This window comes from Serratia sp. 25CWL12 (genome assembly GCF_055790885.1).
The window spans coordinates 199774-224978 of the sequence record NZ_CM147698.1 but is presented as its reverse complement, the minus strand read 5'-3'; the positions used below and the strand labels follow the sequence as shown (position 1 = coordinate 224978).

26 protein-coding genes, 1 tRNA gene and 4 pseudogenes are annotated in these 25205 nt (G+C 44.8%); 20 read left to right on the top strand and 11 right to left on the bottom strand.

What is annotated here, in order from left to right:
• Nucleotides 1-315: 315 nt before the first annotated feature.
• The 4 genes and pseudogenes from ACX9GV_RS01055 (at nt 316) to ACX9GV_RS01040 (ending at nt 2747) form a co-directional block, all read left to right on the top strand.
• Nucleotides 316-391, top strand: a tRNA-Ile gene (locus tag ACX9GV_RS01055).
• A gap of 323 nt (nt 392-714) precedes the next feature.
• Nucleotides 715-921, top strand: a pseudogene (locus ACX9GV_RS01050) (phage portal protein); the annotation flags it as partial.
• 56 nt (nt 922-977) lie between these two features.
• Complete coding sequence (locus ACX9GV_RS01045; protein WP_473196741.1) at nt 978-1247, top strand: Ogr/Delta-like zinc finger protein; 270 nt, start codon at nt 978-980, stop codon at nt 1245-1247.
• 159 nt (nt 1248-1406) lie between these two features.
• Nucleotides 1407-2747 (top strand): KAP family P-loop NTPase fold protein, encoded by a 1341-nt coding sequence (locus ACX9GV_RS01040; protein ID WP_473196740.1) that lies wholly within the window; start codon nt 1407-1409, stop codon nt 2745-2747.
• Between the two features lie 386 nt (nt 2748-3133).
• Here ACX9GV_RS01040 and ACX9GV_RS01035 read toward each other — a convergent pair.
• A protein-coding gene (locus ACX9GV_RS01035) for an IS3 family transposase (RefSeq protein WP_473196739.1) occupies nt 3134-4284 on the bottom strand; the annotation gives its coding sequence in 2 pieces (ribosomal slippage) (nt 3134-4023 and nt 4023-4284; 1152 coding nt in all).
• A gap of 239 nt (nt 4285-4523) precedes the next feature.
• Between ACX9GV_RS01035 and ACX9GV_RS01030 the strand changes: the two are divergent.
• A pseudogene (locus ACX9GV_RS01030) lies at nt 4524-4847 on the top strand (tyrosine-type recombinase/integrase); the annotation flags it as partial.
• On the top strand, nt 4844-5557 hold the full coding sequence (locus ACX9GV_RS01025) for a BAR domain-containing protein (protein WP_473196738.1): 714 nt from the start codon (nt 4844-4846) through the stop codon (nt 5555-5557). The pseudogene ACX9GV_RS01030 and the gene ACX9GV_RS01025, both read left to right, overlap by 4 nt.
• Before the next feature lie 652 nt (nt 5558-6209).
• Here the strand turns inward: ACX9GV_RS01025 and ACX9GV_RS01020 are convergent.
• Nucleotides 6210-6392: a YlcI/YnfO family protein gene (locus ACX9GV_RS01020; RefSeq protein ID WP_473196737.1), complete on the bottom strand. Its 183-nt coding sequence runs from the start codon at nt 6390-6392 to the stop codon at nt 6210-6212.
• Nucleotides 6393-6587: 195 nt separating this feature from the next.
• Between ACX9GV_RS01020 and ACX9GV_RS01015 the strand changes: the two genes are divergently transcribed.
• Both ACX9GV_RS01015 and ACX9GV_RS01010 read left to right on the top strand, forming a co-directional pair.
• Nucleotides 6588-6767: a host cell division inhibitor Icd-like protein gene (locus ACX9GV_RS01015; protein ID WP_473196736.1), complete on the top strand. Its 180-nt coding sequence runs from the start codon at nt 6588-6590 to the stop codon at nt 6765-6767.
• The gene (locus ACX9GV_RS01010; protein ID WP_165843119.1) at nt 6760-6960 is read left to right on the top strand and encodes a hypothetical protein; all 201 of its coding nucleotides are present in this window, start codon (nt 6760-6762) and stop codon (nt 6958-6960) included. The genes ACX9GV_RS01015 and ACX9GV_RS01010 overlap by 8 nt, the downstream gene beginning before the upstream one ends.
• Before the next feature lie 552 nt (nt 6961-7512).
• Here the strand turns inward: ACX9GV_RS01010 and ACX9GV_RS01005 are convergent.
• Together ACX9GV_RS01005 and ACX9GV_RS01000 are read right to left on the bottom strand one after the other, a co-directional pair.
• A complete protein-coding gene (locus ACX9GV_RS01005; protein ID WP_473196735.1) occupies nt 7513-7932 on the bottom strand; it encodes a helix-turn-helix domain-containing protein in 420 nt (139 codons plus the stop codon).
• Nucleotides 7929-8240: a type II toxin-antitoxin system HigB family toxin gene (locus ACX9GV_RS01000; RefSeq protein WP_473196734.1), complete on the bottom strand. Its 312-nt coding sequence runs from the start codon at nt 8238-8240 to the stop codon at nt 7929-7931. Before ACX9GV_RS01000 ends, ACX9GV_RS01005 begins: the two co-directional genes overlap by 4 nt.
• Before the next feature lie 415 nt (nt 8241-8655).
• Between ACX9GV_RS01000 and ACX9GV_RS00995 the strand changes: the two genes are divergently transcribed.
• The 3 genes from ACX9GV_RS00995 (at nt 8656) to ACX9GV_RS00985 (ending at nt 11545) form a co-directional block, all read left to right on the top strand.
• Complete coding sequence (locus tag ACX9GV_RS00995; protein ID WP_473196733.1) at nt 8656-9561, top strand: SIR2 family protein; 906 nt, start codon at nt 8656-8658, stop codon at nt 9559-9561.
• 249 nt (nt 9562-9810) lie between these two features.
• Nucleotides 9811-10848, top strand: a complete 1038-nt coding sequence (locus ACX9GV_RS00990; protein ID WP_473196732.1) for a hypothetical protein — start codon at nt 9811-9813, stop codon at nt 10846-10848.
• 220 nt (nt 10849-11068) lie between these two features.
• A complete protein-coding gene (locus ACX9GV_RS00985) occupies nt 11069-11545 on the top strand; it encodes an NUDIX hydrolase (protein WP_473196731.1) in 477 nt (158 codons plus the stop codon).
• A gap of 528 nt (nt 11546-12073) precedes the next feature.
• On the opposite strand, the gene ACX9GV_RS00980 is transcribed toward ACX9GV_RS00985, so the two are convergent.
• The 5 genes and pseudogenes from ACX9GV_RS00980 to ACX9GV_RS00960 all read right to left on the bottom strand — a co-directional run.
• Nucleotides 12074-12955, bottom strand: coding sequence for a hypothetical protein (locus tag ACX9GV_RS00980; protein WP_473196730.1), 882 nt, complete (start codon nt 12953-12955; stop codon nt 12074-12076).
• A gap of 158 nt (nt 12956-13113) precedes the next feature.
• On the bottom strand, nt 13114-13392 hold the full coding sequence (locus ACX9GV_RS00975; RefSeq protein ID WP_473196729.1) for a type II toxin-antitoxin system RelE/ParE family toxin: 279 nt from the start codon (nt 13390-13392) through the stop codon (nt 13114-13116).
• A 20-nt stretch (nt 13393-13412) separates the two neighbouring features.
• On the bottom strand, nt 13413-13649 hold the full coding sequence (locus ACX9GV_RS00970) for a TA system antitoxin ParD family protein (RefSeq protein WP_473196728.1): 237 nt from the start codon (nt 13647-13649) through the stop codon (nt 13413-13415).
• A gap of 444 nt (nt 13650-14093) precedes the next feature.
• Nucleotides 14094-14387, bottom strand: coding sequence for a TM2 domain-containing protein (locus ACX9GV_RS00965; RefSeq protein WP_473196727.1), 294 nt, complete (start codon nt 14385-14387; stop codon nt 14094-14096).
• Nucleotides 14388-14467: 80 nt separating this feature from the next.
• Nucleotides 14468-14625, bottom strand: a pseudogene (locus ACX9GV_RS00960) (phage virion morphogenesis family protein); the annotation flags it as partial.
• 111 nt (nt 14626-14736) lie between these two features.
• Between ACX9GV_RS00960 and ACX9GV_RS00955 the strand changes: the two are divergent.
• The 6 genes and pseudogenes from ACX9GV_RS00955 to ACX9GV_RS00930 all read left to right on the top strand — a co-directional run bounded on the left by ACX9GV_RS00955 (nt 14737) and on the right by ACX9GV_RS00930 (nt 18596).
• Nucleotides 14737-15375, top strand: a complete 639-nt coding sequence (locus ACX9GV_RS00955) for an ArsR family transcriptional regulator (protein WP_473196726.1) — start codon at nt 14737-14739, stop codon at nt 15373-15375.
• Between the two features lie 15 nt (nt 15376-15390).
• Complete coding sequence (locus tag ACX9GV_RS00950) at nt 15391-16041, top strand: HipA domain-containing protein (protein WP_473196725.1); 651 nt, start codon at nt 15391-15393, stop codon at nt 16039-16041.
• A gap of 6 nt (nt 16042-16047) precedes the next feature.
• A pseudogene (locus tag ACX9GV_RS00945) lies at nt 16048-16536 on the top strand (transposase); the annotation flags it as partial.
• Nucleotides 16537-17057: 521 nt separating this feature from the next.
• On the top strand, nt 17058-17441 hold the full coding sequence (locus ACX9GV_RS00940; protein ID WP_473196724.1) for a hypothetical protein: 384 nt from the start codon (nt 17058-17060) through the stop codon (nt 17439-17441).
• A 283-nt stretch (nt 17442-17724) separates the two neighbouring features.
• On the top strand, nt 17725-18174 hold the full coding sequence (lysM, locus tag ACX9GV_RS00935) for a peptidoglycan-binding protein LysM (protein ID WP_473196723.1): 450 nt from the start codon (nt 17725-17727) through the stop codon (nt 18172-18174).
• Nucleotides 18175-18218: 44 nt separating this feature from the next.
• Nucleotides 18219-18596 (top strand): YidB family protein, encoded by a 378-nt coding sequence (locus ACX9GV_RS00930; RefSeq protein WP_473196722.1) that lies wholly within the window; start codon nt 18219-18221, stop codon nt 18594-18596.
• Between the two features lie 642 nt (nt 18597-19238).
• Here ACX9GV_RS00930 and ACX9GV_RS00925 read toward each other — a convergent pair.
• Together ACX9GV_RS00925 and ACX9GV_RS00920 are read right to left on the bottom strand one after the other, a co-directional pair.
• Nucleotides 19239-21263 carry a family 10 glycosylhydrolase gene (locus ACX9GV_RS00925; RefSeq protein WP_473196721.1) on the bottom strand — a complete coding sequence of 675 codons (2025 nt, stop codon included), beginning with the start codon at nt 21261-21263 and terminating at the stop codon, nt 19239-19241.
• Between the two features lie 53 nt (nt 21264-21316).
• Nucleotides 21317-21652, bottom strand: coding sequence for a hypothetical protein (locus tag ACX9GV_RS00920; protein ID WP_473196720.1), 336 nt, complete (start codon nt 21650-21652; stop codon nt 21317-21319).
• Between the two features lie 474 nt (nt 21653-22126).
• Between ACX9GV_RS00920 and gss the strand changes: the two genes are divergently transcribed.
• The 3 genes from gss (at nt 22127) to ACX9GV_RS00905 (ending at nt 25148) form a co-directional block, all read left to right on the top strand.
• Nucleotides 22127-23986, top strand: a complete 1860-nt coding sequence (gene gss / locus ACX9GV_RS00915; RefSeq protein ID WP_473196719.1) for a bifunctional glutathionylspermidine amidase/synthase — start codon at nt 22127-22129, stop codon at nt 23984-23986.
• A gap of 479 nt (nt 23987-24465) precedes the next feature.
• Nucleotides 24466-24720: a type II toxin-antitoxin system Phd/YefM family antitoxin gene (locus tag ACX9GV_RS00910; RefSeq protein WP_037384135.1), complete on the top strand. Its 255-nt coding sequence runs from the start codon at nt 24466-24468 to the stop codon at nt 24718-24720.
• A complete protein-coding gene (locus ACX9GV_RS00905; RefSeq protein ID WP_473197946.1) occupies nt 24720-25148 on the top strand; it encodes a PIN domain-containing protein in 429 nt (142 codons plus the stop codon). The genes ACX9GV_RS00910 and ACX9GV_RS00905 overlap by 1 nt, the downstream gene beginning before the upstream one ends.
• The last annotated feature ends 57 nt before the right edge of the window (nt 25149-25205 follow it).

The window sequence follows — 25205 nt, the reverse complement described above, 5'->3', positions numbered from 1 at the left end:
GTTTTGGTGACCCACGCCCGATTCCCTTGCTCAGCTCAGCGGTAGAGCGGTGTGGTATCAATCAGTAAGAAGAAATGCCGATCAACGCTTAGATCCCTATGCTAATGCCAGTCACCGCCTGTAGTAGCCAACACTGCCCACTGAATAGGATGGGTATAAATAGCAATAACGCCAACAACGTACTGTTTGCAGGCCTGACAGCACACTCGCAAAACCCATCTGCAATAACAATCGGCTATAGCTGAACAGAAAAGCACCATACAAACAGACGACTGTAGACCTGCATCCCGTCATTACCGTATAATCACGCCGCCTGGCCCCTTAGCTCAGCGGTTAGAGCAGTCGACTCATAATCGATTGGTCGCTGGTTCAAACCCAGCAGGGGCCACCAAATTTTAGTAGTAAAATCATATAATTAAGCCACCTTTCAAGGTGGCTTTTTTATTGGCTTATTGGTCACTGTCCCCTTTTCGTCCCCCCATTTATTTTTTGGGCCTCAAAAACCCTGGGTTTGGTTGCTACATCAGCCTATGTTTCTGCCTCTCATTGGCTATCTCACGCCCTTCTGCTCCCTCAGTGTCAGCATAGTTGTTCCCTCCCCCTTCTAAACATAGATCCAGAGGGCGATGGAGTGACAAGTGAAACGTATTTCTTCAGAACGTAGAGTCAGTGTGTTGGCAAAATTGCTGCCCCCCTTACAATATGACCGTCGCGGCTGGCCTGGCGGGTATTATTCCCACCAATGGGGCGATAATGGGGAACCCTGAAACCGCCCGTGATACCTACCGTAAGGAAGAGGTGATCCCGCTGCAACGCAAATTTATGGCCGGTATCAATAGTGACTCAGAGATACCGGCACATTTACACCTGCAATTTGACCTGGATAGCGCGGACAATAGCTCAGATAAGGGCAAAAAATGACCGCAAGTAAGATAGAATCACCCCAATTGCTAGCGCTGGCATGCGGGATAGTTAACATGCACCTATTTAAAATCAATTGCCCGGAGTGTAGCGCTCCGGCCATTATCCGTAAGACTGAGTGGAAAAGTAAGCAACTGGCGGATCTTTACTGTTCCTGTTCAGAAGTGGAATGCGGCCACATCTTTGTTTTTAACGCCACATACTCCCACACACTTAGCCCCAGCGGGCTGACGGGCAATAAGCTGGTCAAGCTCTTGCTGGACAGGCTAAAGCCTGATGAACGTCAGTATGCGTTGGATTTGTTGCAGGGACAGGTTGAGTTGTGAAGGGATATTATTTTTGAAGTGATAACTTGCTGAAAATCGTTTCTCTTGGCTATATTCTATAAGCTTCATTTAAGTAGGGTTTAACATATTATCGCCGTTGGCATGCCGCACCAATTACCAAAGGGCATACCATACATTTTTAAAATAAGGGATTAAATAATGGCAATACCACTAAGCAGGCCAGAAAGAGAATTCTCAAATGGTTTTAGTAGTGAAGATGATATTTTTGGTCGTAAAAAACTTTACAATACAATCATGAGAGTCGCGACACAAGCCCCAGATAAAAATCTAGTATTAGCATTAGATGACCAATGGGGAAATGGGAAAACATCATTTGTAAAAATGATGCAATCAGAAATCGAAATAAATCATCAGCAACAGTTTGATGTTATTTATTTCGATGCATTTGAAGCAGATTATCAATCAGATCCATTTATAGCTATTACATCTAAAATTTACACACTAATAAAAAATGAAAAAGGAGCAATGGAAGGTCTAAGTAAAAATCTATTGAGCTTAGGCAAAACGATTGGAGTCTCATTAGCCATTGGCTCAGCAAAATTATTGGTTAGTACATTAACCAATAATTTAGTTTCATGTAACACTATTGATGGAGTGAAAGAAACCATCACGAATGCAATTTCATCCCCTCTCGAAGAATTTATAGAAAAAAAACTAAAGTCAGGAGAAAAAGAGTCTATAGAAATAGAAAGCTTTCGAACAGTCCTTAAAAAAATAAGTATAGAAAGAGAGAAAAAAATATTTTTCATCATCGATGAACTAGATCGTGCTCGCCCTGATTTCTCTTTGGAGTTACTAGAAAAAATAAAGCATCTCTTTTCTGTCGAGGGGTTTATCTTCTTTCTTGTTGTCAATCGTGAACAGTTTGAAAAAAACATCGAATGTAAATACGGGAAAATAAACTCAAGACTTTACCTTAATAAATTCATACACTATTGGTTTACATTACCTAAACAAAGAATATCTTTCGAAGAAAAAAAACCAACATACCATAATCCGAGCATATATAACTACCTCCTTAAGATAGACGGCGGAAACAATTTACTCTCAATGAACAATGATATTCTAAACACCCTCAATTATCTTTTGGAAATAAACAACTGCTCGTTGCGTGAAGCTGAACGTTGTTATTCAGTATTTGCTATAATGGCCGAACCAGATAATGTTAAATATTACCGACAACATATATTCGGCGTAGCCCTTGGACTTGTGGCATTCCTGAAAGTATACGACCAAGAATTACTCTTTGAAATAATTAAAAAAACCATAATTCCAAACAATGCCTTAGCAAGAATAAATATTAAAGAAGAACACATAAATAAATTAAGCAGATCCCAAGAGATAATGGAACTACTGACCTGTCATTATTTAACCGCTGAAGAGTCAGCTAATCAAGAAATGAAACAAAAATATAGCCACATTGATGTTGATCTCCTTGAATCGATGTTTGACCTGGTTCAAGGGTTCAATATTAGATAAACATTAACACTTTTTTAATCAATGTGTGTTATCAGTCGTATGGATTGATAAATATTAAAGGTGAGCGTTTCAACGCTCACCGATATTGATAACCATATTAATCATTGTAATCCTGTAGGTTACGACTCTAATAACTCCCCCTTGCTTTGATTGGTTATTCTTAGAGTTCCAAACGGCCGCGATCCAATTTAAAACTATGTGAAACACCAAAACTCACCCTAGCCCCAGATAACAAGGCGTTGGCTCAATACCAATCGACCGGAGGAATGCCAGCAACTGACCGCCTAAGCCGTCCAGTCCTGCGGCCATTTCAGGGGTAACAATGTGCGGTTTACTCTCTGCCGGTGGTGGTGACTTGATCTTACCCACGAACAATGGACACACAGCTAAGCGAGGTTTTGGTTTTCAAATTGTTCCGGGCTAAGACCACCACAGGCACTGTGGCGACGCCAGCGATTGTAATCGCACTCGATATAATTAAACACGGTTGTTCGCATTATTTCCCGGCTGGCAAAGTGCTCGCCGTGGATACACTCCACTTTTAGTGAGTGGAAGAAGCTTTCAACACAGGCATTGTCGTAACAACAGCCTTTTGCGCTCATACTGCCACGCAGATTATGGCGTTTCAGTAAGGCCTGGTAATCCGCTGAACAGTACTGGCTGCCTCTGTCTGTATGAACAATGACATTTTCCGGGCGTTTACGCCGCCACAACGCCATTTGCAACGCATCGCACGCCAGTTGTGCCGTCATCCGCGAGGACATCGACCAGCCGATGACGGCTCGCGACCACAGGTCAATCACCACCGCCAGGTAAAGCCAGCCTTCATCTGTACGCAAGTAGGTAATGTCACCCGCCCATTTCTGATTCGGCCCACAGGCGGTAAAGTCTTGTTTCAACAGGTTTTCTGACACCGGCAAACCATGCTCACGGTAACTGACCGGCCTGAACCGGCGCGAGGCCTTTGCGCGCAGCCCCTGACGACGTAGGCTAGCGGCGATGGTTTTGACGTTGTACGCTGGAAGCTCATCAGAAAGACGTGGCGCACCATACCGCTGTTTTGCGTCACTGAATGCCTTTCCAACGGCCTCATCGCAGACAAGACGGAACTGCTGACGCGGGGTTATCTGATGATGACGTAGACGCCAGGCATACCAGCCACTGCGGGCGACACGGAGCACCCGACACATGGCTTTGATGCTGAACTCAGCCTGATGTTTTTCGATAAAGACATACTTCATTTCAGGCGCTTCGCGAAGTATGTCGCGGCCTTTTGGAGAATAGCCAACTCTTCATCACGTTCGGCTAATTGGCGCTTTAAGCGGGCATTTTCAGTAGCAAGAGTCTGTTCACGCTCAGAAGCAGATAGGTTTTGCTGTTGCTTAGTACGCCAAGCGTAGATTTGCGATTCATACAGACCGAGTTCTCGCGCAGCGGCGGCCACCCCAATACGTTGGGCGAGCTTAAGTGCTTCGTCACGAAAGGCGGGCGTATGTTGTTTACGGGGCTTGTTTTTCGTTGTTGATGTTTTAGTCATGAGTCACCTCTGGGTTAAGAGTTTACTCACTTAGTGCCGTGTCCACTATTGCTGGGTAAGATCAACTATCTCCTTTTGGTCATATTCCGCAACCTATCATGCAGCTCCCGCCGTTCTTGCTTGCTCATCTGGTCAAAATTAAGTGGTCTTGGTGTGGTACCGTCACCTGTTCGGGTACCATCCAACGCCGAACCCTGGGCCGTGCTGTCGGCAGCGGGTACAGTTATTGACAGAACTCCAAGAAAAACAGAACGGTCCCGATAAGTGACGAATTTTATAACTCACTGCCAATACCCAAGCATGCAGGGCCGGTGTTTTCTTCTTGCTATTCAGCATTCAGAAAAGCGGTGCAACGTTCTGAAATCGCGCTACCTGACGGCCAGCTATCACACGTTCTACGCCATACATTTGCTTCACATTTTATGATGAACGGTGGAAATATTTTAGTTTTACAACGTATACTCGGTCATACCGATATCAAGATGACTATGCGTTATGCGCACTTTGCGCCAGATCATCTTGAGGAAGCTAAAAAATATAACCCGTTAGAGTTTAATAGATGATAAATGAAAAATTATTAAATTGTATGTTGTACGTTTGTGCTGTGTTGGGAATTCTCAGCCTTGTCAGCTATATTTTTGTTTTTCATAACATTCCTGTATCACAAAAAACCAGTGATTGGTCAAACTTTGGTGCCTATGTTGCTGGAACGGTAGGCCCTCTATTATCTCTAGTAAGTGTTCTTTTTATTATTAAAAGTATAAAATCCACCAATGATAATCACACTGCACTAATGACGTTTAGTAACAATGATAAAATAGTTAACCAAATAAATGTGCTAAGCGATACACTTAAACAATCACTTAAAGAGTCTGGATTCTTTAGCCGACAAAATGCCTTCTCCCCCCTTGGTGATGTTGTTGCAAATGAAATAAGAAGGCTAAAGCGCCTCAAATTTGTTGACCAAGTAATATCAATAGAAGATATCGCAAAAGATGCTATCAGATACACACCCCATGATTTTGAATCAGAATTAGCTGTCATACTGAAGATAATAGAACTCTTGAATCATTTAAGTGATAATGACTCTGAAGTATATAAAACAATGCTCGAAGTAAAATTAACGAATACAGAACGAGCAGTATTGTATTGCTTTGCATGCCAAAATCATCCTGATAGCGCTGAGCTTATCAACCAAGGCTGGCCTACATTCCGAGGTACACTTTTTAATGACCCCTTTTCGTCCCCCCAAGACTCAGAAGTTCACGATTAACCAATAATACTCAACGGCTAAGTTATTGTAATTTATGGTAACCTATTGATTAGTATAGGTGGTACACCGTTCTCATAATCGATTGGTCGCTGGTTCAAACCCAGCAGGGGCCACCAAATTTTAGTAGTAAAATCATATAATTAAGCCACCTTGAAGGGTGGCTTTTTTATTGGCTAAATTTCAAGTGGCGATAAAATGGCGATGTATTTTAAGTTTTCCCTATCTTTTACATAAAGCTACGCTCCTTCCTACCATAGAATGCAAGCGTGTGAATGACCTCAGCATGCACTCGATCAAGGATATCCTTCCTCAAGCGCGCCACAATTTTAGCTGCCATTTCATTTTCTAGACTGCTGCCAAGAGCTCGCAGGATCTTATCTGTATCGCTGATTGTGAGTTGTTGTGATGAGTTCAGGTCTAACACCCGTTGTAGGCGGCTATAGGGAATTGCTGTTTGCTCTGATATCGATCATGTGCAAGTTGAAAAATTGAGCACACCAAAACAGGCACCCTCAAAATCACGCCAACAGATTGAAGATAATTACCAGATCACGGCTGATATGGGTAAAGCGCGGGGAATGGTGGAACGTACACCGAAGGTTAAAAAAGGCAGCACTGCAAATGCTGTCCTTTGGATTGAATCGAGGGATGATCAGTTGTGTTCTTGTTTACCTTTCTTGCGCTGTCTGCGTTTGATCTCGCCTCTGATTGAGGTTACGACAAAACTTGCGGTGCTTTCGCCTTCGTCCTTTACTTTTTCAAGTTCATCAATTAATTCAAGAGGAACTCTTGATACGATTTGCTGTGACTTGTTATTACGTGAACCCGTTGCCATTGGTCAACCTCTTCGCAATAGGTAGCATTCAGTATACAGGAAAAATAAATGCTACCAGACATTGAAGTGGCATTCACTTAGTTATATTGTAGTGAATGCCACCTGTAATGTATTACAGAGCAAAAATAGCGACGCCCCAGAGTGCTTCGAACCACTACCGAGGCGTCTAACCACAACGTTAGAAGGACTAACGCCATGGCTACCACAAAGTGTACCTACATCTTTGCGGCGATCAACCGCACCCAGAAGAAAGTTAAGCCCATTATGCTGCGGGGAACCGCGTTTGATGAAAAATCAGCCCGCCACCGCTATACCCCTGATTACATCTTGCTGTTTGCTGGCCGCCTACCGGTACAAAGGGGTGACCATGTCTAACCTGATCGATAGAACCCCACTGACTGCGCAAGAGGTGGCTTTTCAGTGCCTGGCACTGACCCACGCCGCCCTATTTTCAAATCAGCAAGCCGTAAGGGAAACACTGCTATTTATCCTTCTCGACAGAGTAGACACGCTCTATGAGATGTTGCCGGAACAATGCACAACATGCAGCGAACCAGCAACCAAATAACAGGAATATAAACCATCAACCGGTCACACGCTGGGGCCAAACGCAGCCCAAAATGGCACCAGCGGTGATATCCCCCTTTAGTGGTCGGGATAGGAAAGGCCAGAGCCAAGCATCAACTTTCCGTTTCCTGAAAGTTTTCAGCCTTGCCATACGCCTGCTCAGGGCCGATTTATGTCACACAGCCACTTTATGCCCTGATGAAGTGGATAACTGGAGCCCCGCAGGATTGAACGCATTAGTGGAGTGGGCCAAGGAGTGATCGTTGGCCTATGCTGCGGCGCTCTTGAGTTGGTGCTTTGTTGAATTGAGGGAAGTCTAATGTGATAGTCGGCATAGATAACTATGTGACTAGGGTGACAAGTCTGCCGGGAGCAGACTTGAACGCTGCTTGCAGCGGCCCCGTGAGGGCGAGGCACAGGAGGAGCCGAGTATCTGAGAGAAGCCAACACCGCTGCAAGTTGAATGGCGACGGGTATATACTCAGTTTATATTAATCCATTAATGAATAGCACCGCTGCAAACAACCAGTGCTATTCAACATAATTTAATTTGTTATAAAAACCATTCTGGTTTCACACCAAAACGAGCCGACAGTGCCTTAATGTGAGTGATGGTCAAAGAGCGCTGCCCAGACAGAATCTGGCTAATCAGTGATTTAGAGCCGATCTCCTCTTTGAGATCAGAGTAAGACAGCTTGTGCTGGTCAATCAGGGTACGCAGCAGTGCAACGCCGACCGGCATTTCAGAGATAGCTTTGTTGAATTCAGCGAAACGAGGGCTGTTATCTTCATAGTCGGCAATCTTACTCGCCAGTAAGTCAATAAGTGGGTTCTCGTCGTCGTTCTCGATCAGGTAGTCCACCAGCTCCATAGCCTCGCGGTAATCGCTCTCGGACGAACTGCCCCCCAGGAAGGGGACAGCAGCTATGAGTTGTTTGGTTGCTTCAATGGCTTTTGCAGTGTCGATAATCATTCTTTGCTCTCCCTGTAATAGCGGCTCAACTTGTCGTAATCAGCATGGGTTGCGATGTGCTTCACATAGAAGCGCTTATTCACGAAATTGATATAGGCGATAACCCTCAAGTTATTGCCTCCTACATCCAAAACCCACAATTTGTTCCGGTACTTAAAATTATCCAGGCTCGGTATCAGAGTTCGCATCTCAGTTGGAGAAGGGAAATCCGTCTCGCGCACTAAGCGGTACAGCGCCCGAATGGCTAACGAATCGTTGGGATATCGCTTTGCCGCTTCCTCAAAAGGCTCTTTTGAAATTACGTGCATCTTGCGGTCATTCTATTCGTTTACATTATGTAAACATGATAGCTCTGCCCTTTCCCGTTTACAATATGTGAACGATAACTTTTCATTTCATAACCTCGCCAAAATACCTACTTAACCTGAACAAAGTGAACCTTGAGGGCATGACCTGCTCCCTGTTGATTCACACTGGATGCTGTTAGCAATGCCCGCTCCTCGCCCATAGCAGACCTGATAGCCCAACAGTCTATCCATTTCGTGCCAAAAGCTGACGTTGCGAGCATCGTGGTGTACTTATCAGCTTTACACCGATGAAGAACATAGAGCGCGTAAACCGGTTCTACTTATCACTACTGTATCGGTGTCGAGCATGTTGATGAATAGTATTGTAATATCAGAAGTAGGGCGTAAAAAGTGCACTTAACAAAAAGGTATAGAAATGCGCGATTATTCACTTCTCATTGGAAATGGTATAAATAATATCACAGAAGGAAATTCTTGGCTTGATGTACTAAATAGTTTAGGGGAAATATATAAAATCAAGATTGACACACATGATAAACCATTCCCACTAGCCTACGAGGAGATTTATTTTAATATTTCAAATAAAAATAAAAATGGATTTTCAGAAAGTGAAATAAAAGATTCCATTGCATCAAAAATAAACAAAATAAATCCAAATGAAATTCACCAAAAAATAATAGAACTAGAATGTGACAACATTTTAACAACAAATTATGACTTGGCTTTTGAATATTGTTTAGATGACAGTATCAGACCTGAAGATTTAAAAAATGAAGGTAAAATAAAAGAGAGTAAATATAATATCTTCAGGCATCACAAGGTGAAAAACAAAAAAATATGGCATATACATGGAGCATTGAATAACCCAAACTCAATAATCCTTGGCTATGAGCATTACAGCGGTTATTTGCAAAACATGCGGGATTATACAACTACCGGAAGCCGGTACTCCAATGAGTCGTTCAACGAACCGCTTACAAAACGGTTGAAAAAAAATGATATTGGTAATAGTTGGATAGATGATTTTTTTACTAAGGATGTATATATATTAGGCTTAAATTTAGATTTTGTTGAGATTGACCTTTGGTGGTTGCTTACATTCAGAGAAAGAAGTCGACTTACAAATAAAATAAAGTTAGAACATGAAATAACATATTACATCCCTCATCATCTTTATGGTAAACCTACTTCAAAACCAAAAATAGATCTTTTAAAAAGTGTTGGAGTTAAAATTAATAATGAGTTTGGAACAGTGTTCAAAGGGAAGGAGAAAAAATATTATCTAGATATAATTAATGATGTTCACAATAAAAATAGATGATATTTTGCCTGTAAAGAGAACGGTCAAAGAAAAATATTCTTTGACCGTTGAGATGAGGTTTTAGTCCGCTTCTCGCTCATAGCTGCCGTAGCAAGGTGTTCGGGCAGCTATGAGCGATAAGGAGACATCTTGCCACCTTCATAACCTAGACGGAGAGTACTGGCAGATGGCTGAAAAAATAATTAACTACCTTACTAAGTCCTTGCTCATGTATTTTAGGCCCATCATTTTGATACTTGGAAGCTACCAGTGACAAACAAGAAAGCATTACCGGCGCTAGATGCAGAAAAATTGCGTGAAAATGCCCTACTCTCTATACAGCTTGGTATAGAAGATTTTGAGCTATCCCAGCGAAAAGTTGAAGATGGTGGAAATCCAGCACGAGCACTATCTTCAGTAAGAAATCTTTTTGCAGGAATGCTTCTCCTATTCAAGTACAAAATCGCAACATCTGTTGATGAACCGGAGGATGCCTATACCCTGATATATAACCCACCGAAAATACTTCCTAAATCTGATGGTAATGGTGGCGTTGAATGGGTTCCTGATGGCAATTTTAAATCTACTACCATTGATACAGAAGCAATCAAGCAGAGGTTCAAGGGTTTTAATATTCAGGTGGATTGGAAAGCAATCAGGCAACTTCAGAATTGTCGGAATGACCTTGAGCATATGCATCCAGAAAATACTTTGGGTGAGATTGCTGGATTTGTTGCGGACCTTTTCCCTGTACTCAGTGACTTTATTACACAGCAGCTTGAGGAGGCTCCATTCCCATTACTAGGTAGTTCTTGGGAAACCATGCTTAAACATAACGCCCTTTACGAGGCTAAACGCAAAGAATGCAATGAGTCATGGTCTTTTGCTGGCATCCCTAAGCACATGGAACGTTTCCTGCCAGAATGCAGATGTGACATGTGCCACTCAGATTTACTTGCGGCTTCAGACGAAAGCCTTGACGGTGGGTGCAGTGTCGAAAGTAACGAAGACGAATTTAAGTATAGATGCTTTGCCTGCGGATTTGCGGACCTTATCACACCATTACTCATGCAAGCACTCAATGATGAACACGATTATGACTGGCGAAGTGGTGAGGACTCGAACATTGAGGATTGCTTCCAGTGTGGACACGGTACATTTTTAATCGCAGAGCAATTATGCGTTTGGTGCGGCGCAACTTTAGACTATGAGGAATGTATTTTCTGTGGCGAGCATTTAAAACAAGACGATCAAGATAATGGTGGTTTATGCGGATATCATTTTCATATTCATACAAAAGATGACTAAGCAGTGACAGAGACTAACTTTCTATATATTAGTCGCGACTTGATCTGATAGCGCTCTATTGTGGGCCACGATGAAATCCGATAGTCGGTTAAGAGCGAGAAGCGGAAGTTGAATGTAGTTAAAGCTGCGGGGAATGCGTTATATTAGGCGATTTTTAATGAAAATTATGTTTATATAAATTCAAAAGTTGAAGTTAACATTTTATATATAGGGGGGCTTTGTGCGTACTCGACCAGCATCTCGGTTAATAGTTATTTCACCTGAAAGTCACGTCTTGCTCTTTAGTTTCTGCCATAAAGATGATGCTTTGAATGGAAATGCATACTGGGCAACTCCAGGTGGAGGGCTTGGACATAATGAATCTTACGAGCAGGCTGCTTTGCGTGAATTATTTGAAGAGACGGGGCTGACAAGAACAACAGCAGGACCGCAGATAGCATCCAGAAACTTTAAAATGATGCTACCAAGCGGTGAGACTGTTCTTGCTGAAGAACGTTTCTTTATTATTAATGCTGATAAATCAAATATTGACCGGTCGAGGTGGACTAGCAACGAAAAGAAAGTTATTCGAGATCACCACTGGTGGACAATTGAAGAACTGAGACATACCAATGAAATAATCTTCCCACTCGATTTGATCATTGACATAATTGAGAAAAAGTTAATTGGAACCCCTGCATCGAATTTATTCAAATGACCTCGATGCCCTCTACTGGCACAAAGTAGTCTGAAGCTGGCGTAGGGGCCATTACGAGCGAGAAGCAAACGTTTAAATGTCTCTCTTCTTGCTCAATTTAATTATGCTAAATATGTATGGCCATGATTAAGTGATTTAGACTTGTAATGGATAAAACACAAATTACAGAGTAATCACAGTGTCCTAAATAGCATTTCATAATACCGCTACAGTTGATATTTTTAGTTTATTTTCAAGCAGATAATCATAGCGTGCTCGCAACCTGCATCAGTGCATGATTTTGCTGTATGAGACTCGTAACCCTTACAACTCAAGGCATAGCGTAAAGTGGAGCGCTATTGTGAAAAGTTATTTAGTTAATGATATCGTAATGTCCGCTCCTCGCTCTGATCGGACCTTCGGCTCATTTAGCTTGTCCGCTCCGTGCCAATCTGTACCGGGGCGGTTCAGCTCAGAAGTCGGATGAGATAATGCAACTAGGTTCGGTTTCCATACTATTTTGGCTACCCCATATGGCGGGTGAAATGGTCAATTCCAGTATTCGTATTTCGCCGTCATGACGGCTTTATGTTTGTCCACATACTGTTTACCCGTCCGATCGACTGGGACGACCATAATATCCATATTGGCGCGTGTGCATTCTCCATGCGAGTTCCACTCCTCACACGTAATCAGGTTTTTTTCGATGGTGAAATACGTCTGGGTCTTGCTCACGGACAGTTCACGGCCCTCGTTATCATAGGCATACTCTTCTATTGTTGAGGGGGATTGGGTTTTGATCAGACGATCATTACCATCATAGCTGTATACAATCGTATTGTTATCTATCGCCAAACTTCCTTTGTTTACCGCCCTTGCCAGCAACCCTGATGAATTTAAAACGTAGTCTATTGTGCCCACTGTGGTTTTGTCTTTATCTCCTGCTTTTGTGGCCGAGATAATAGAACGATTAACCACGTGGCTGATAAATCCTTTATTATTAAGCTGGTACATTCCCTCCAGAGTCTGCCGATATAGTTGTGTGGTCTTCTGACTGTTGTTATCGGCTATGACTCCGTTCACATCCAACTGAATGCGCCAGCCAAATTCCGTTCTGTTAAGTTGAATTTCATTGGTAGCCGTGAAAACATTTTTCGGGCCTGTTGAGGTTTTGACCTCTTTTATACTGCCGCCAATTAGCTCACCGCATTGGCTGAAGTTGCTTTGAGCCGATACGCGGAGATACCCATCAGGGCTATCAATAGTGATTTCAACCGATTTGGGGATTTCTGTTCTTGTCTGCTGGCTCAAGAGGATGAAGTTGTTTAGTTTGTTTTTAGCGAAGGTTTCCGCTGTGCATTGTGCCGCATAAGTCTGGAATGTGCAGAGGGATAATAGAATAATAAACAGGTTTTTATTATTGAATCGCATTATTTGTTGTCCTCAGGAACCGACCAGTTATCTGAATGTACCATTTAGCTTGCCAAGAAAAGGTTTATTTCTATGGCTCGGTTGAACTCGGGATCGTCTCAAATGAGGGGGCACCGAGTAACTATATGTTTTAATTTACTCAATTTGCTTGCGCGACTTCACCCGATTAGTTTCAGGTCGGCTCTGCGGTGCCGCTTTTGCTCATCGTAGTAATTCTCATGCGTTCCTAGGCTCAAAAGATAGATTGTCAGTTTTTGGTCCAGCCAAGAGTAGCCAAGCAGGTATTGCTGCTTCCCCATATAAAACTTATGTACCCACAGATAGCTGAGATCGCCTTTCTTGCGTTCGCCTATCTCCGGGTTTGCGATGATGCGCTCAATCTCTTCATCAACGCTGTACTGATCTTCTTTGCCCGAGGCGATTAAAGGCTTTCTCAAAGCGACTTGACCGGTAAACCTCAATTTCCTGACCTGCCTTTTCTGCGCACATATTTCTTCATTCTCCCGTTGTCCATCTCTGATTTCGCCAGCAGGATTTCGTTGATAAAGGAAAACGGTAGATCGGGGTTGTCCTCAGCAATCCGGCCAATCTTAGCCCAGTGCTCAATCTGTTTGGGCACGCTACGGCTCATCGCATCTGCGTGTATTTTAACTTCTTTAACAAAATCATCATCTAAGCGGATGCTTGTTGCCATTTTAAACCTCCTGATGTAGTCACCCGTGCCTGTAAGGTATTGGGATGATTTCAATTGCTACGTCAGTGTTTGACGCACTACAGTCGTTATTGCGCGACAAATTGTCGCACAGTGCAACTTAATTACGTGCGGGGCTAGCAGGGCCACCAAATTTTATTGGTAAAATCATATAAAAAAGCCACCTTGAAGGGTGGCTTTTTTATTGGCTTATTGGTCACTGTCCCCTTTTGTCCCCCCATTTATTTTTTGAGCCCCAAAAACCCCTGGGTTTGGTGTAACCGAACATCTAGCAATCGATGCCGCCTTATTGACTGCGGGGCGTGACTATGCATGACATTGGCATTTGTCAGCGGCGTTTTGCTCCGTTTTGGGCGATAAAAAGGCCAGGGATCCCAAAACGCGCTTAGTGCGTTTTAGGCTATGGGAAACGGGCATTAGGGTAAATCAGCCATACTTACGGGCAAATTCTTCGTCTGAATTGCACAGGTAAATAATAAACTCAATAAAAGCAATTATTGCAGGGATAAAAGTCCAGCAGAACAGTAGGTACAAGAAGCCTTGACCAACTTTCCCGAGATAGAATTTGTGGACTCCCAACCCTCCGAGGAAAAACGCCAGTAATGCTGCTGAGATGCGGTTTTTAGAACCCTGCTGGCCGCTTACTTGTGTGGCCCCGCAGTGTGGACAAGCTTTTGCTGTTTCGTGAATTTCTTTACCGCAACCACGACAAAAAACCATTCTTCAACTCCCTTCTATTTTAAATAACCAATAAAATGGTTCTTGATATTGAAACCGATAAAATTTTTTACAGTATGTATTCAAACAGATAGCCAGTGCAATAACATCTTGTGGATCATCTCATCAGCCTCCCCACTCCCCCCCAACAATCTACGCTCGGCATACTTTACCTTCAGCCCTTTACGGCTGGGCGATTCCGTAGGCCGTAGTGGTGAACTCCGGCAATGCGCTGTACCTGGCTGGGGATGTTGGCGCGGTACCTTCTGGTGGGTGACCAGTGACAGTTTAATTGATAGGATGTTTTTTCACCTATCTATTCATCTATCTATTCATTAAGTGATTCAACATTATGCCTACTCGCTCAGAAACGATACGCCAGTTGCTCAGCCAGGAGCCGAGAACGGCAAGGCAACTAATTGAAATAATGAATATTAGCCAACCAACAATGTCCCGCGCATTGAAGATTCTTGACGATGATATTGTTCGAATTGGGGCTGGTCCATCTATTCAATATGCCCTACGTGATGCCTATCGCGGATTCAGGTCTGCGCCCATTTACCACATCACCGATGAAGGGCGCATTAAGCCCCTTGGTGAGCTCATTCCTGTTCGCCCGAGTGGGTTTGTTATGGTGCAAACCAACAATGAGAGTCGCCATAGTGACGGGCTACCGTGGTGGCTGTTTGACATGCGACCACAAGGGTATCTCGGGCGAGCCTATGCATCGGCCCATGCGGTTGAGCTCGGCCTGCCGGCGAATCCAGAGCAATGGGCAGATGCAGATGTGATTAGGGCATTGCTTGCACACAGTCATGATGCTATCGGCAACCTGCTGATAGGGCAGCAGGCACGGGACCATTTCTTGGCAATGCCAATACCCACCCCAGTTGAGCGTGCCACAACCTACCCCAAGCTGGCATTGGCGGCTGATGCCGGTGAGGCACCAGGGTCATATGCAGGCGGTGAACAGCCGAAATTCTGTACCTAGACAGAACGCGGTCATGTGTTAGTGAAATTCTCAGCTCCAGACGATAATCCGGTTAGCGAACGTTGGCGCGACCTTCTGTTGGCCGAGCACTTGGCACTAAGGGTGCTGGGTGTAGAAACAGAGGTATATGATTTTGGTGGTCAGCGCTTCCTCGAGATCCCCCGGTTCGACCGCGTTGGGCAACTAGGTCGTCTCGGCGTCTGCTCGCTGCGGGCACTTGATGCGGAGTTTGTCGGCAATGCCAGGGCCCCTTGGCCTGTTCTGGTCAATAGCCTAGTTGCGGAGGGGCTTGTCCACCCTGATGCCGCCGCCAGCACCGCTCGGCTTTGGGCATTCGGGATGCTAATTGGCAACACCGATATGCACCACGGGAACCTGTCGTTCATCAATAGCCATGGCCGCCCGTATCACCTCGCGCCAGCCTACGACATTCTGCCTATGGGGTTCGCCCCCAGAGCGAGTGGTGCAATCGTGAACGAGCTTCGACCGGCGTCACTACCGGAAGTGATTAGCGGGGATATCTGGCGAGAGGCACTGGGTTTGGCAGAAAACTTCTTTGCTATAGCCAGCAGTTGCAACCGCTTCTCCGCCAATTTCACTCCATGCCTTGAGGCATTACACCACCACCTTGACGAGGCCAGATCGCGTATCGCCCGCCTAGGATAAAAAGCGAGTGTAGAGCTTACCGGGCAGCGACAGCGGGTCGAGCGGGTCTATTGCTGTCACAAGAGCGGCATGAAAGAGCCGTGGTTTTTGGCGAGTAATCGCGTCGATTTGAGCGCTGCCAAAGCCTTGTGCCTGTATGGTCAGCGCTGGGGTATCGAGAGCAGTTTTCGGGACATCAAGGACTACAAATTTGGTATGGGAATGGGTCAGGTTCGAGTCAAAAATCCGGCCCGACGTGATCGATTATTTCTGTTCAGTGCACTGGCGATAGTCCTGTTGACGCTGCTGGGCAAAGCGGGCGATAGCGCGGGTTTGGAGCGAACGATCAAGGTCAATACCAGCAAAAGCCGAACATATTCATTTTTCCGACAAGGTGTTATCTACTATCAGTTACTGCCCAAAATGAAAGAAGCCTACGCGATATTGCTGATGGAGAAGTTTACTTATTACCTGAAGCAGCATCGATTATATACCCGCACACTTGGCATTATTTGAGTCTCTAAAAATAAGGGGATCTCTGAGGGTATTTATACAATAGTTTTGTTTAGTCTAATTATATGAAATATAACAATAAGTATTTTAAGGTAAGTCTTTGACCTAACACTCATAATCGATTGATCGCTGGTTCAAACCCAGCAGGTGAGAAATTTTATATTTAAAATCATATAATTAAACCCATTTCAAGGTGGTTTTTTTATTGGTTCAAATTCAAGTGGCGATAAAATGGCGATGTATTTTAAGTTTTCCCTATCTTTTACATAAAACTACGCTCCTTCCTACCATAGAACGCAAGCGTGTGAATGACCTCAGCCTGCACTAGATCAAGGATATCCTTGCTCAAGCGCGCTACAATTCTGGCTGCCATTTCATTTTCTAGACTGCTGCCAAGAGCTCGCAGGATCTTATCTGTATCGCTGATTGTGAGTTGTTGTGATGAGTTTAGGTCTAACACCCGTTGTAGGCGACTATAGGGAATTGCTGTTTGCTCTGATATCGATCATGTGCAAGTTGAAAAGTTGAGCACACAAAAACGGGCACCCTCAAAATCACGCCAGCAGATTGAAGACAATTACCAGGTCACGGCTGATATGGGTAAAGCGCTGGGAATGGTGGAACGTACACTAAAGGTTAAAAAAGGCAGCACTGCCAATGCTGTCCTTTGGATTGAATCGAGGGATGATCAGTCGTGTTCTTGTTTACCTTACTTGGTTATTCCGTGGAGTTTTTGGAAGATGAAGGTATCAAGCTGGATGATGGCAATGCAGAACATTATTATTTCACAGGGTATGGCCTTAATTGCCATACGCCTGCTCAGGGCCGACCTGTGTCACACAGCCACTTTATCTCCTGATGAAGTGGATGACTGGAGCCCTGAAGGATTGAACGCATTAACTGAATAGGCAAAGGAATGACCATTAGCCTATAATGTTACACCCTTCTTACTTCAAATTGCTTGGGTGTTAGCTGCAGTTACTCACCTCGTCCGTGAGGGGCGAGGTCCGCGGATGGCCTCGTAGCAAAGCCAACACCCAGGCAGCTTGAAGTATGACGAGTATTGTTTCAGGATGTTGCGGTTATGGCGCGGTATCAAGACTCATACCCAGCACATTGAAATATATTGGTATATGGTTTATCAGATCTGATGAAAATTTTCATTGGAAACAATAATGGAGGTATGAATAGATGGGATTATTAAGTTTTGTGAAAGAAGCGGGCGAGAAAATTTGGGATGCCGTATCCAGCGGTAGCGAAGAAGATCAGGCTGACAAGCTGAAAAAACATATTGATGGCCTTAACCTGCCTGGTGCCGAAAAGGTCAATATTGATGTCGCTGACGATGGTACAGCTACGGTGACGGGCGATGTCGGCTCACAGAAAGATAAAGAAAAAATTCTGGTGGCGGTAGGCAACGTTACCGGTATTGGGCAGGTCAATGATAGCGTTACTGTGACGCAAAGCGGGGTGGAAAGCCAATATTATACGGTGAAATCCGGTGATACTCTGAGCGCAATCTCAAAAACGATGTATGGCTCCGCCAATAACTATGTGCTTATTTTTGAAGCCAATAAACCAATGCTGGTACATCCCGACAAGATCTATCCGGGTCAAGTACTGATTATCCCGGCGAAGTAAGCCGTAAATCAGGAATTTTTAGCAATGATTGTAAGGAGTCTACCATGGGATTATTAGATCAAATCGGCGGCATGCTTGGCGGGCAGGCTGATAAGTCTGAGCAACTACAGGCAATCATGGTCTGGGTTGAACAGCAAGGCGGTTTCCAGGCCATTCTGGAAAAATTTAGCAACAACGGCTTAGGTGAAATTTTTGAGTCGTGGCTTAGCCAGCAGAGTAATATGTCGGTGAATAACGAACAGATCACTTCAGTGTTTGGTTCGTCTGCGCTGCAGGATCTCGCCGCGAAACTAGGCGTTGATTCGCAAACCGCCTCGGCGCTGATTGCTGAATACCTGCCAAAAATCGTCGATGGTCTGTCACCGCAGGGCCATATGGTCTCAGCAGGGCTTAATCTGCTGAAAGGGAAGCTATTTAGTTAAGTTTACGTCATGTGAGTATTCACTGGTCGTAGCAAATTACAGGCCTGTATTCAGGCCTGTAATTTATTATCAACCATCATCTATCTACCTAATGTTCGCTGTTCACTGAGGTTATGTGAAAACGCTGACCGAAAACTTGAAGTGCGTGCATCTACGTAAAATCTGATATTGTCTAAAATGATTCAAGATAATCAATATACCCTTCTTACTTCAAACTGCTTGGGTATTAGCTGCAGTTACTGGCCTCATCCATGAGGTTCGCCCAGCCAACACTCAAGTCACTTGCAAGATAACGGGGATATGCCGACAAAAGCCGGCAACTCTACGCCATTCACGTCTCTTTAACAGCAGGTTGCCAAAACAAACTCGCCGCCAAACTAATTACAATACTCGCCCCGATATACAACAACACATTGTATGGCGTACTACCAAACATCCGTTCCAACAACTTCAAATAGGTCGGGGTCATCGCACCAAACAATACCACCATCAGATTGTAAGGAATCGATATCGCCGTAGCACGTACTTGGATCAGATTTGAACGCCGCTAGCGGCGGCCCCGTAAGGGGCGAGGTCCACGGATGGACCTCGTAGCAAAGCCAACACACATGCAACTCGAATTATTTAGTGTGTATTACCGACTCATTTGACTGTCACGGTGACGGGTGCCGTCTCATTCTGTGCCGCATCAATAGCACTGATCAAGTAAGTATAACTTTGATCCTGATTATTACTGTCCTGATAATTGAAGTTATTACCTGTCCCCCGCCATACTTTGCCAATGATATTTTTTGGATCGGCAAAGATGGTACTTGGCTTGCCGGTACCACGGTAGATCACATAGTAGCGTGTATCGTTATCCGCGCTGTCCGACCAGCTAAAGGTATTTTTACTGTCGGAATCAAAGTGAGCTTGCTGCGGCAAAGCGGTCACTTTTTGATCCAGCCAAGGTTTGCTCGGTGGCAGTGTCGGCGTACTGAGATAAGTTTGCGACAGCAGCTCAATAGAGGTGTTCTTCGCACCGTAAGCCGCCTGCTTTTCCACAGCTTGTGACGCAACATTAGACACTAACAGATCGTTATAGCTGAAGAAAACACTGCCAGAAACATACTTAAGCTCTTGATTATACAAAATTTGATTAGGGATCTCATTAGAGTTCATCCAAGCAGCATCGGCGGAGGCATTGGAAACATGCTTGTAATTGGCATGGCCAATATAGAGTTGCGTGTGCGAACCTTCCATCTGGTTATTCCACCAAGTGGCAAGTTCGCCATAGGGTGCTGCCGCTTGGTCAAAACTCCAGTAAATCTGTGGCACAACATAGTCAATCAGTTCTTCCTTAACCCACTTCCGGGTATCGGCAAAAATACTACCACTGTATGACTGTGAAGAACCGAGCGGTGTATTAGAACCCAGCTCATTACGCCCTTTATGTTCCCAAATACCAAACGGACTGATGCCTAACTGCACCGCCGAACCCTTATCCTGATTATGCTTAGTGATGACACTTTGCACGCCAGTAATCAGGCGAGTGATATTATCGCGGCGCCAATCCTCAATCCCTTGCGGGGTATCAGGATACGGGTTATTCAGACCATAGGCTTCGAATGTAGCCCGGTCCTCGCCTTTATCCCCAAACTGCACAGTGGCACCGTTAACCGAGATGCGGTAAGGATAAAAATAATCATCAAAATGGATGGCATCAACATCGTAGCGGCGCACGACTTCTTCCACGGTATCAACTACATGTTCAATGACTTCAGGGATTGCCGGATTTAAAAAGAATTTTTCGTCAAACATTAATACCCATTGCGGGTTTTTCGCCGCAAAATTATCTGGAGACAGAATACCGGCACTCACCAGATAGCCAATCTGCTGTTCTGTCGTCGAGGATAAAATTTGTTCAGTAGACAACCCCAGCGAATTAGTTTTCAACAGGCTGCTAATTTTGGTATTGCTCACCCGGTAAGGGTTAAACCAGGCATGATATTCCATACCGCGCTGATGGGTCTGTTCAATCATCCATGCCAGGGGATCATAACCAGGATTTGTACCCTGCTTACCACTGAGAAACTGTGACCAAGGGTTAATCTCGGAAGCGTAAAAAGTATCCAGCATCGGGCGTATCTGGAAAATCATCGCATTCATATTCAGTGCGCTAAATCGGTCTAGGATGCCCAAATAGGTTTGCTTAAAGGCATCCTCACTTTTGACAAGCGGCATATTGAGATTGCTAATGGTCGCTACCCACGCACTTCTGAAAGCATGTTTCGGTGCAATATAATTATCGGGGATCTTGATAAACTGATTGGCACCTTTATAAAGATCAACGGGGATATTAGTATCGTACCCGTAAGTACCGTCACTGTTTTTGACATATTTATACAGAGGGGAATAAGTTTGCACTGGCTTATCGGTATCGTCAGTATCGGTATTGCCGTTATCGGTATTGCCGTTATCAGTATTGCCGTTATCGGTGTTGCCGTTATCGGTGTTGCCGTTATCGGTATTGCCGTTATCGGTGTTGCCGTTATCGGTGTTGCTGCTGTCGGTATTGTTAGTACCATTATTCGCTGTCGTTTCGCCAGAGTCACAACCAAACAGCATTCCCGTAGCGAGAACCAGTGCAATCATTTTTGCGGTGATAGAAAAAGTGCTGTTATACATTTCAGTGTCCTTGAAGGTTTGATGATATAAGGCCGAGCTAACTCCTTGCTAATTCAGCCTCTGAAAATGTCATTACCAAGAATAATTAACACGACGGAGTACAAGCGGAAATCCTGCTGGTTATTATCTCCGTGAGTAATGGTCACTAGCTGATTATTTTTAGACTTATCCCAATGGGTGGTTTCCCATGCCATATTCGTCCATAAAGTCATCTTGGCAGTTAGGTTATAGTTAACAATCAAGCCGAGCCTTAACTCACCTAAATCAGCACTGTTAGTCGTTTCCCCCGTTAACGGGTTATAGCTTAGGAAAAAGCGAAAGTATGGCTGAAGGTTCCAGTCTTCGTTAATCTTTGTGGGGAAGTAGCCTCGGAAAGGACCATCACGCATGCCACCATGGCTATTATTCCTATCTTATTCACTGTCTTCCCTCTCCTCATCCATATAAAATAAGAATAATAAATTCCAAAGCATAAAACAAACTAATAAGTTAATATTTTGTTGTTGATCACATTACGAGGGTTCTGCTCTCCTTGAGACTCAGTCCTTAGAACAAGGAGACCTAATTGACTAAAGTAAAACATCATTCCAATGAAATTCGCCATACACCATTCATTGGCCTTTCACGGCTGTGGTCAAAATGCATACCCTGGGCAACTAGCTCCTTTAGTCAACATTGCCGATGAGATAATCATTGTCGATTCAGGGAGTTCTGACCCCACACTGACGATTTGCCAGCGATTTGGTTTGGTAACGCGTCATCACCCTTACGCCACCCATCGTGCACAGATAAAACATTACCCCCGCCCTTGGTTCTGAGTGCTATGATAATCGTTACTCAGTCGGTTTAAGAAGGTCAGGTTGATGAGTAACAGCCCAATAAGTGGTGATGCTCCGTTTGGAGCCTTACTAGGATATGCACCAGGTGGCGTCGCCATTTATTCCTCAAATTACGCTAGTTTAGCTCCTCGCCCGCCCTCCATAGATGTCTCATTTCGCAGCTATATCAATAACGAATACATGGGTCACAAGTGGCAGTGTGTCGAATTTGCCCGCCGTTTTCTGTTCCTGACCTATGGCTTTGTCTTTACCGATGTCGGTATGGCCTATGAAATTTTCTCACTACGTTTTTTGCGCCAGGTCGTCAATGACAACCTGTTGCCATTGCAAGCCTTTGCCAATGGCTCAAAACGGCCGCCGCTGCCAGGTTCATTGCTGATCTGGCACAAAGGGGGGGAATTTAAACATACCGGCCATGTGGCGGTGGTGACCCAACGGGTGGGCGATAAAGTCCGCATTGCAGAACAAAACGTGGTTCACACGCCATTGCCACAAGGACAACAGTGGACACGCGAGCTGAAGTTGGTAGAAAACCAGGGCCATTACACTATCGAAGACAGCTTCGATGACACCACCATTCTCGGCTGGATGATCCAGACCGATGACCGTGAGCATAGCCTGCCACAACCGGCATTGCCGGGAAAAGCATTGGTGATTGAAAGCGCACGGCTGGAAAATAACGGACAATACGCGGGTAAATGGCTCAACGAGCAAGATCCCCTGCAGGCGGTCTATATCGAGTCCAAAGGGCACTTTATTAATAAAGATCCCTGCCAGTATTTCACCATCAGCCAACGTGCCGAGCAGGAGTTGGTCAAAGCCACCAATGAACTGCACCTCATGTACCTGCACGCCACCGATAAGGTGATGAAGGATGACAACCTACTGGCGCTGTTCGACATTCCTAAAATTCTATGGCCACGGCTACGGCTTTCCTGGCAGCGTCGGCGTCATGATATGATCACCGGGCGCATGGATTTCTGCATGGATGAGCGCGGTCTGAAGGTGTACGAATACAATGCAGATTCAGCCTCTTGTCACACCGAAAGCAAGCTGATCATCGAGCAATGGGCAAAAACCGGTTACCAAGGCAAAGGCTACAACCCCTCCCAAGAGCTATTAAGTGAATTGACCGGTGCCTGGAAGCACAGTAAAGCGCGTCCCTTTGTGCATATCATGCAAGATAAGGATCTGGAAGAGAACTACCACACCCGCTTTATGCAGCAAGCCCTCACTGATGCTGGGTTCGGCAGCAAAATTCTTAACGGGCTCGATAAACTCAGCTGGAATGCCACCGGGCAACTGATTGACAGCGACAATCGACTGATCACTTGCGTGTGGAAAACCTGGGCATGGGAAACCGCCATCGATCAGGTGCGCGAGGTCAGCCCAAGCGAATATGCCGCCGTGCCTATTTATACCGGCCACCCACACAAAAAAGTACGCCTTATCGACGTACTGCTGCGCCCTGAAGTGATGGTTTTTGAACCACTATGGACCGTGATCCCGGGTAATAAAGCGATCTTGCCGGTGCTCTGGCAGTTGTTCCCTCATCATCGTTACCTGCTGGAAACCGATTTTGTGCTCAATAACCAATTGGCGAAAACTGGCTATGCGGTGAAGCCTATTTCTGGCCGCTGCGGTGACAATATCGATTTGGTTAGCCATGACGATAAACTGCTTGATCAAAGTTCCGGTAACTTCCTCGATCGTAAAAATATCTATCAGCAACTCTGGTGTCTGCCTAATATTGCTGGCAAGTATATTCAGGTTTGTACCTTTACGGTCGGGGGTAACTATGGGGGAGCCTGCTTGCGTGGTGATGACTCGCTAGTCATTAAAAAAGAGAGCGATATTGAACCGCTGATGGTTGAAAAGCGTTGAAGGAATTAGCCTTGTGACGTCACTCTAGCCAATCAACTGGCAAGGCTCATAAAAGAGCCTTGCCATTGGTACCACCGGTATTAACACCACCAGCATAATAATAGACGCTTTAATTGACCAATATCGTTAATACACCTGAGCCATTAAAGCTCCCGGCCACTGCAACGTTATTCGGGTGATACACTGAACGGAGCTTGATAGTCTGAGTAACCGCTATATTAAGTGTTCTATCGAATAGATAAGCCAATCCTCCAGCCCTTACTGATCTACCCACAAAGTTAATATCAAACAAAGAGATTGTATGTTTAATACGTTATTTGGCACTGTTTGCTGCTTTCTGTTATGCCCAATCACCTACAACGGTAACCGGCAAGCAATACGCGAGATTCACTCATTGTGTTAATCCAGCTTGACTTTGACAGCATAAATTAAATGTAGTAACGTTACTACATGGTGAGTTGTTACTGGAGGGGTTGGATATGCCCATCACGACATTTTCTAGCAGAGAACTAAATCAGGATGTTACCAGAGTCAAAAAAGCGGCTCTGAATGGCCCGGTGATAATTACAGATCGAGGTAAAGCTGCTCATGTTCTTCTGAGTATCGAGGAGTATCAGAGGTTGACAAAACAACGACGGAGTATTGCCGACGCATTAGCTATGCCTAGTGCGGCTGATGTTGAGTTTGAGCCGCCCCGCGCGTTGATCGGAACGAAGCCGGCTGATTTTTCATGATGTACGTTCTCGATACTAACGTGGTGTCTGAACTGCGTAAGGTGCGGACCGGCAAGGTAGATCCAAGCGTGGCAGCATGGGCTGAAAGCATGGATGCTGCTGATCTCTTTGTATCTTCGATCACCATCATGGAGTTGGAGCTGGGGATCCTGTCTGTTGAGCGCAGAGATGCAGTACAGGGTACAGTGCTTCGAGCTTGGCTCGAACAGCAGGTACTGCCTGAATTTGCCGGAAGAACGCTGCCTGTTGATACTGCTGTAGCGTTGCGCTGTGCTCGGCTACATGTTCCCGATAAGCGCGGTGAACGTGATGCCCTTATCGCAGCCACGGCACTTGTGCATGGAATGGCAGTAGTGACTAGGAATGTTGTTGATTTTGAACAAACAGGTGTGGAAATTATCAATCCATGGGATCTTGGAAAAAGATAAGCCAATCCTCCAGCCCTTACTGATCTACCCGCAAAGTTAATGCAAAACAAAGAGATT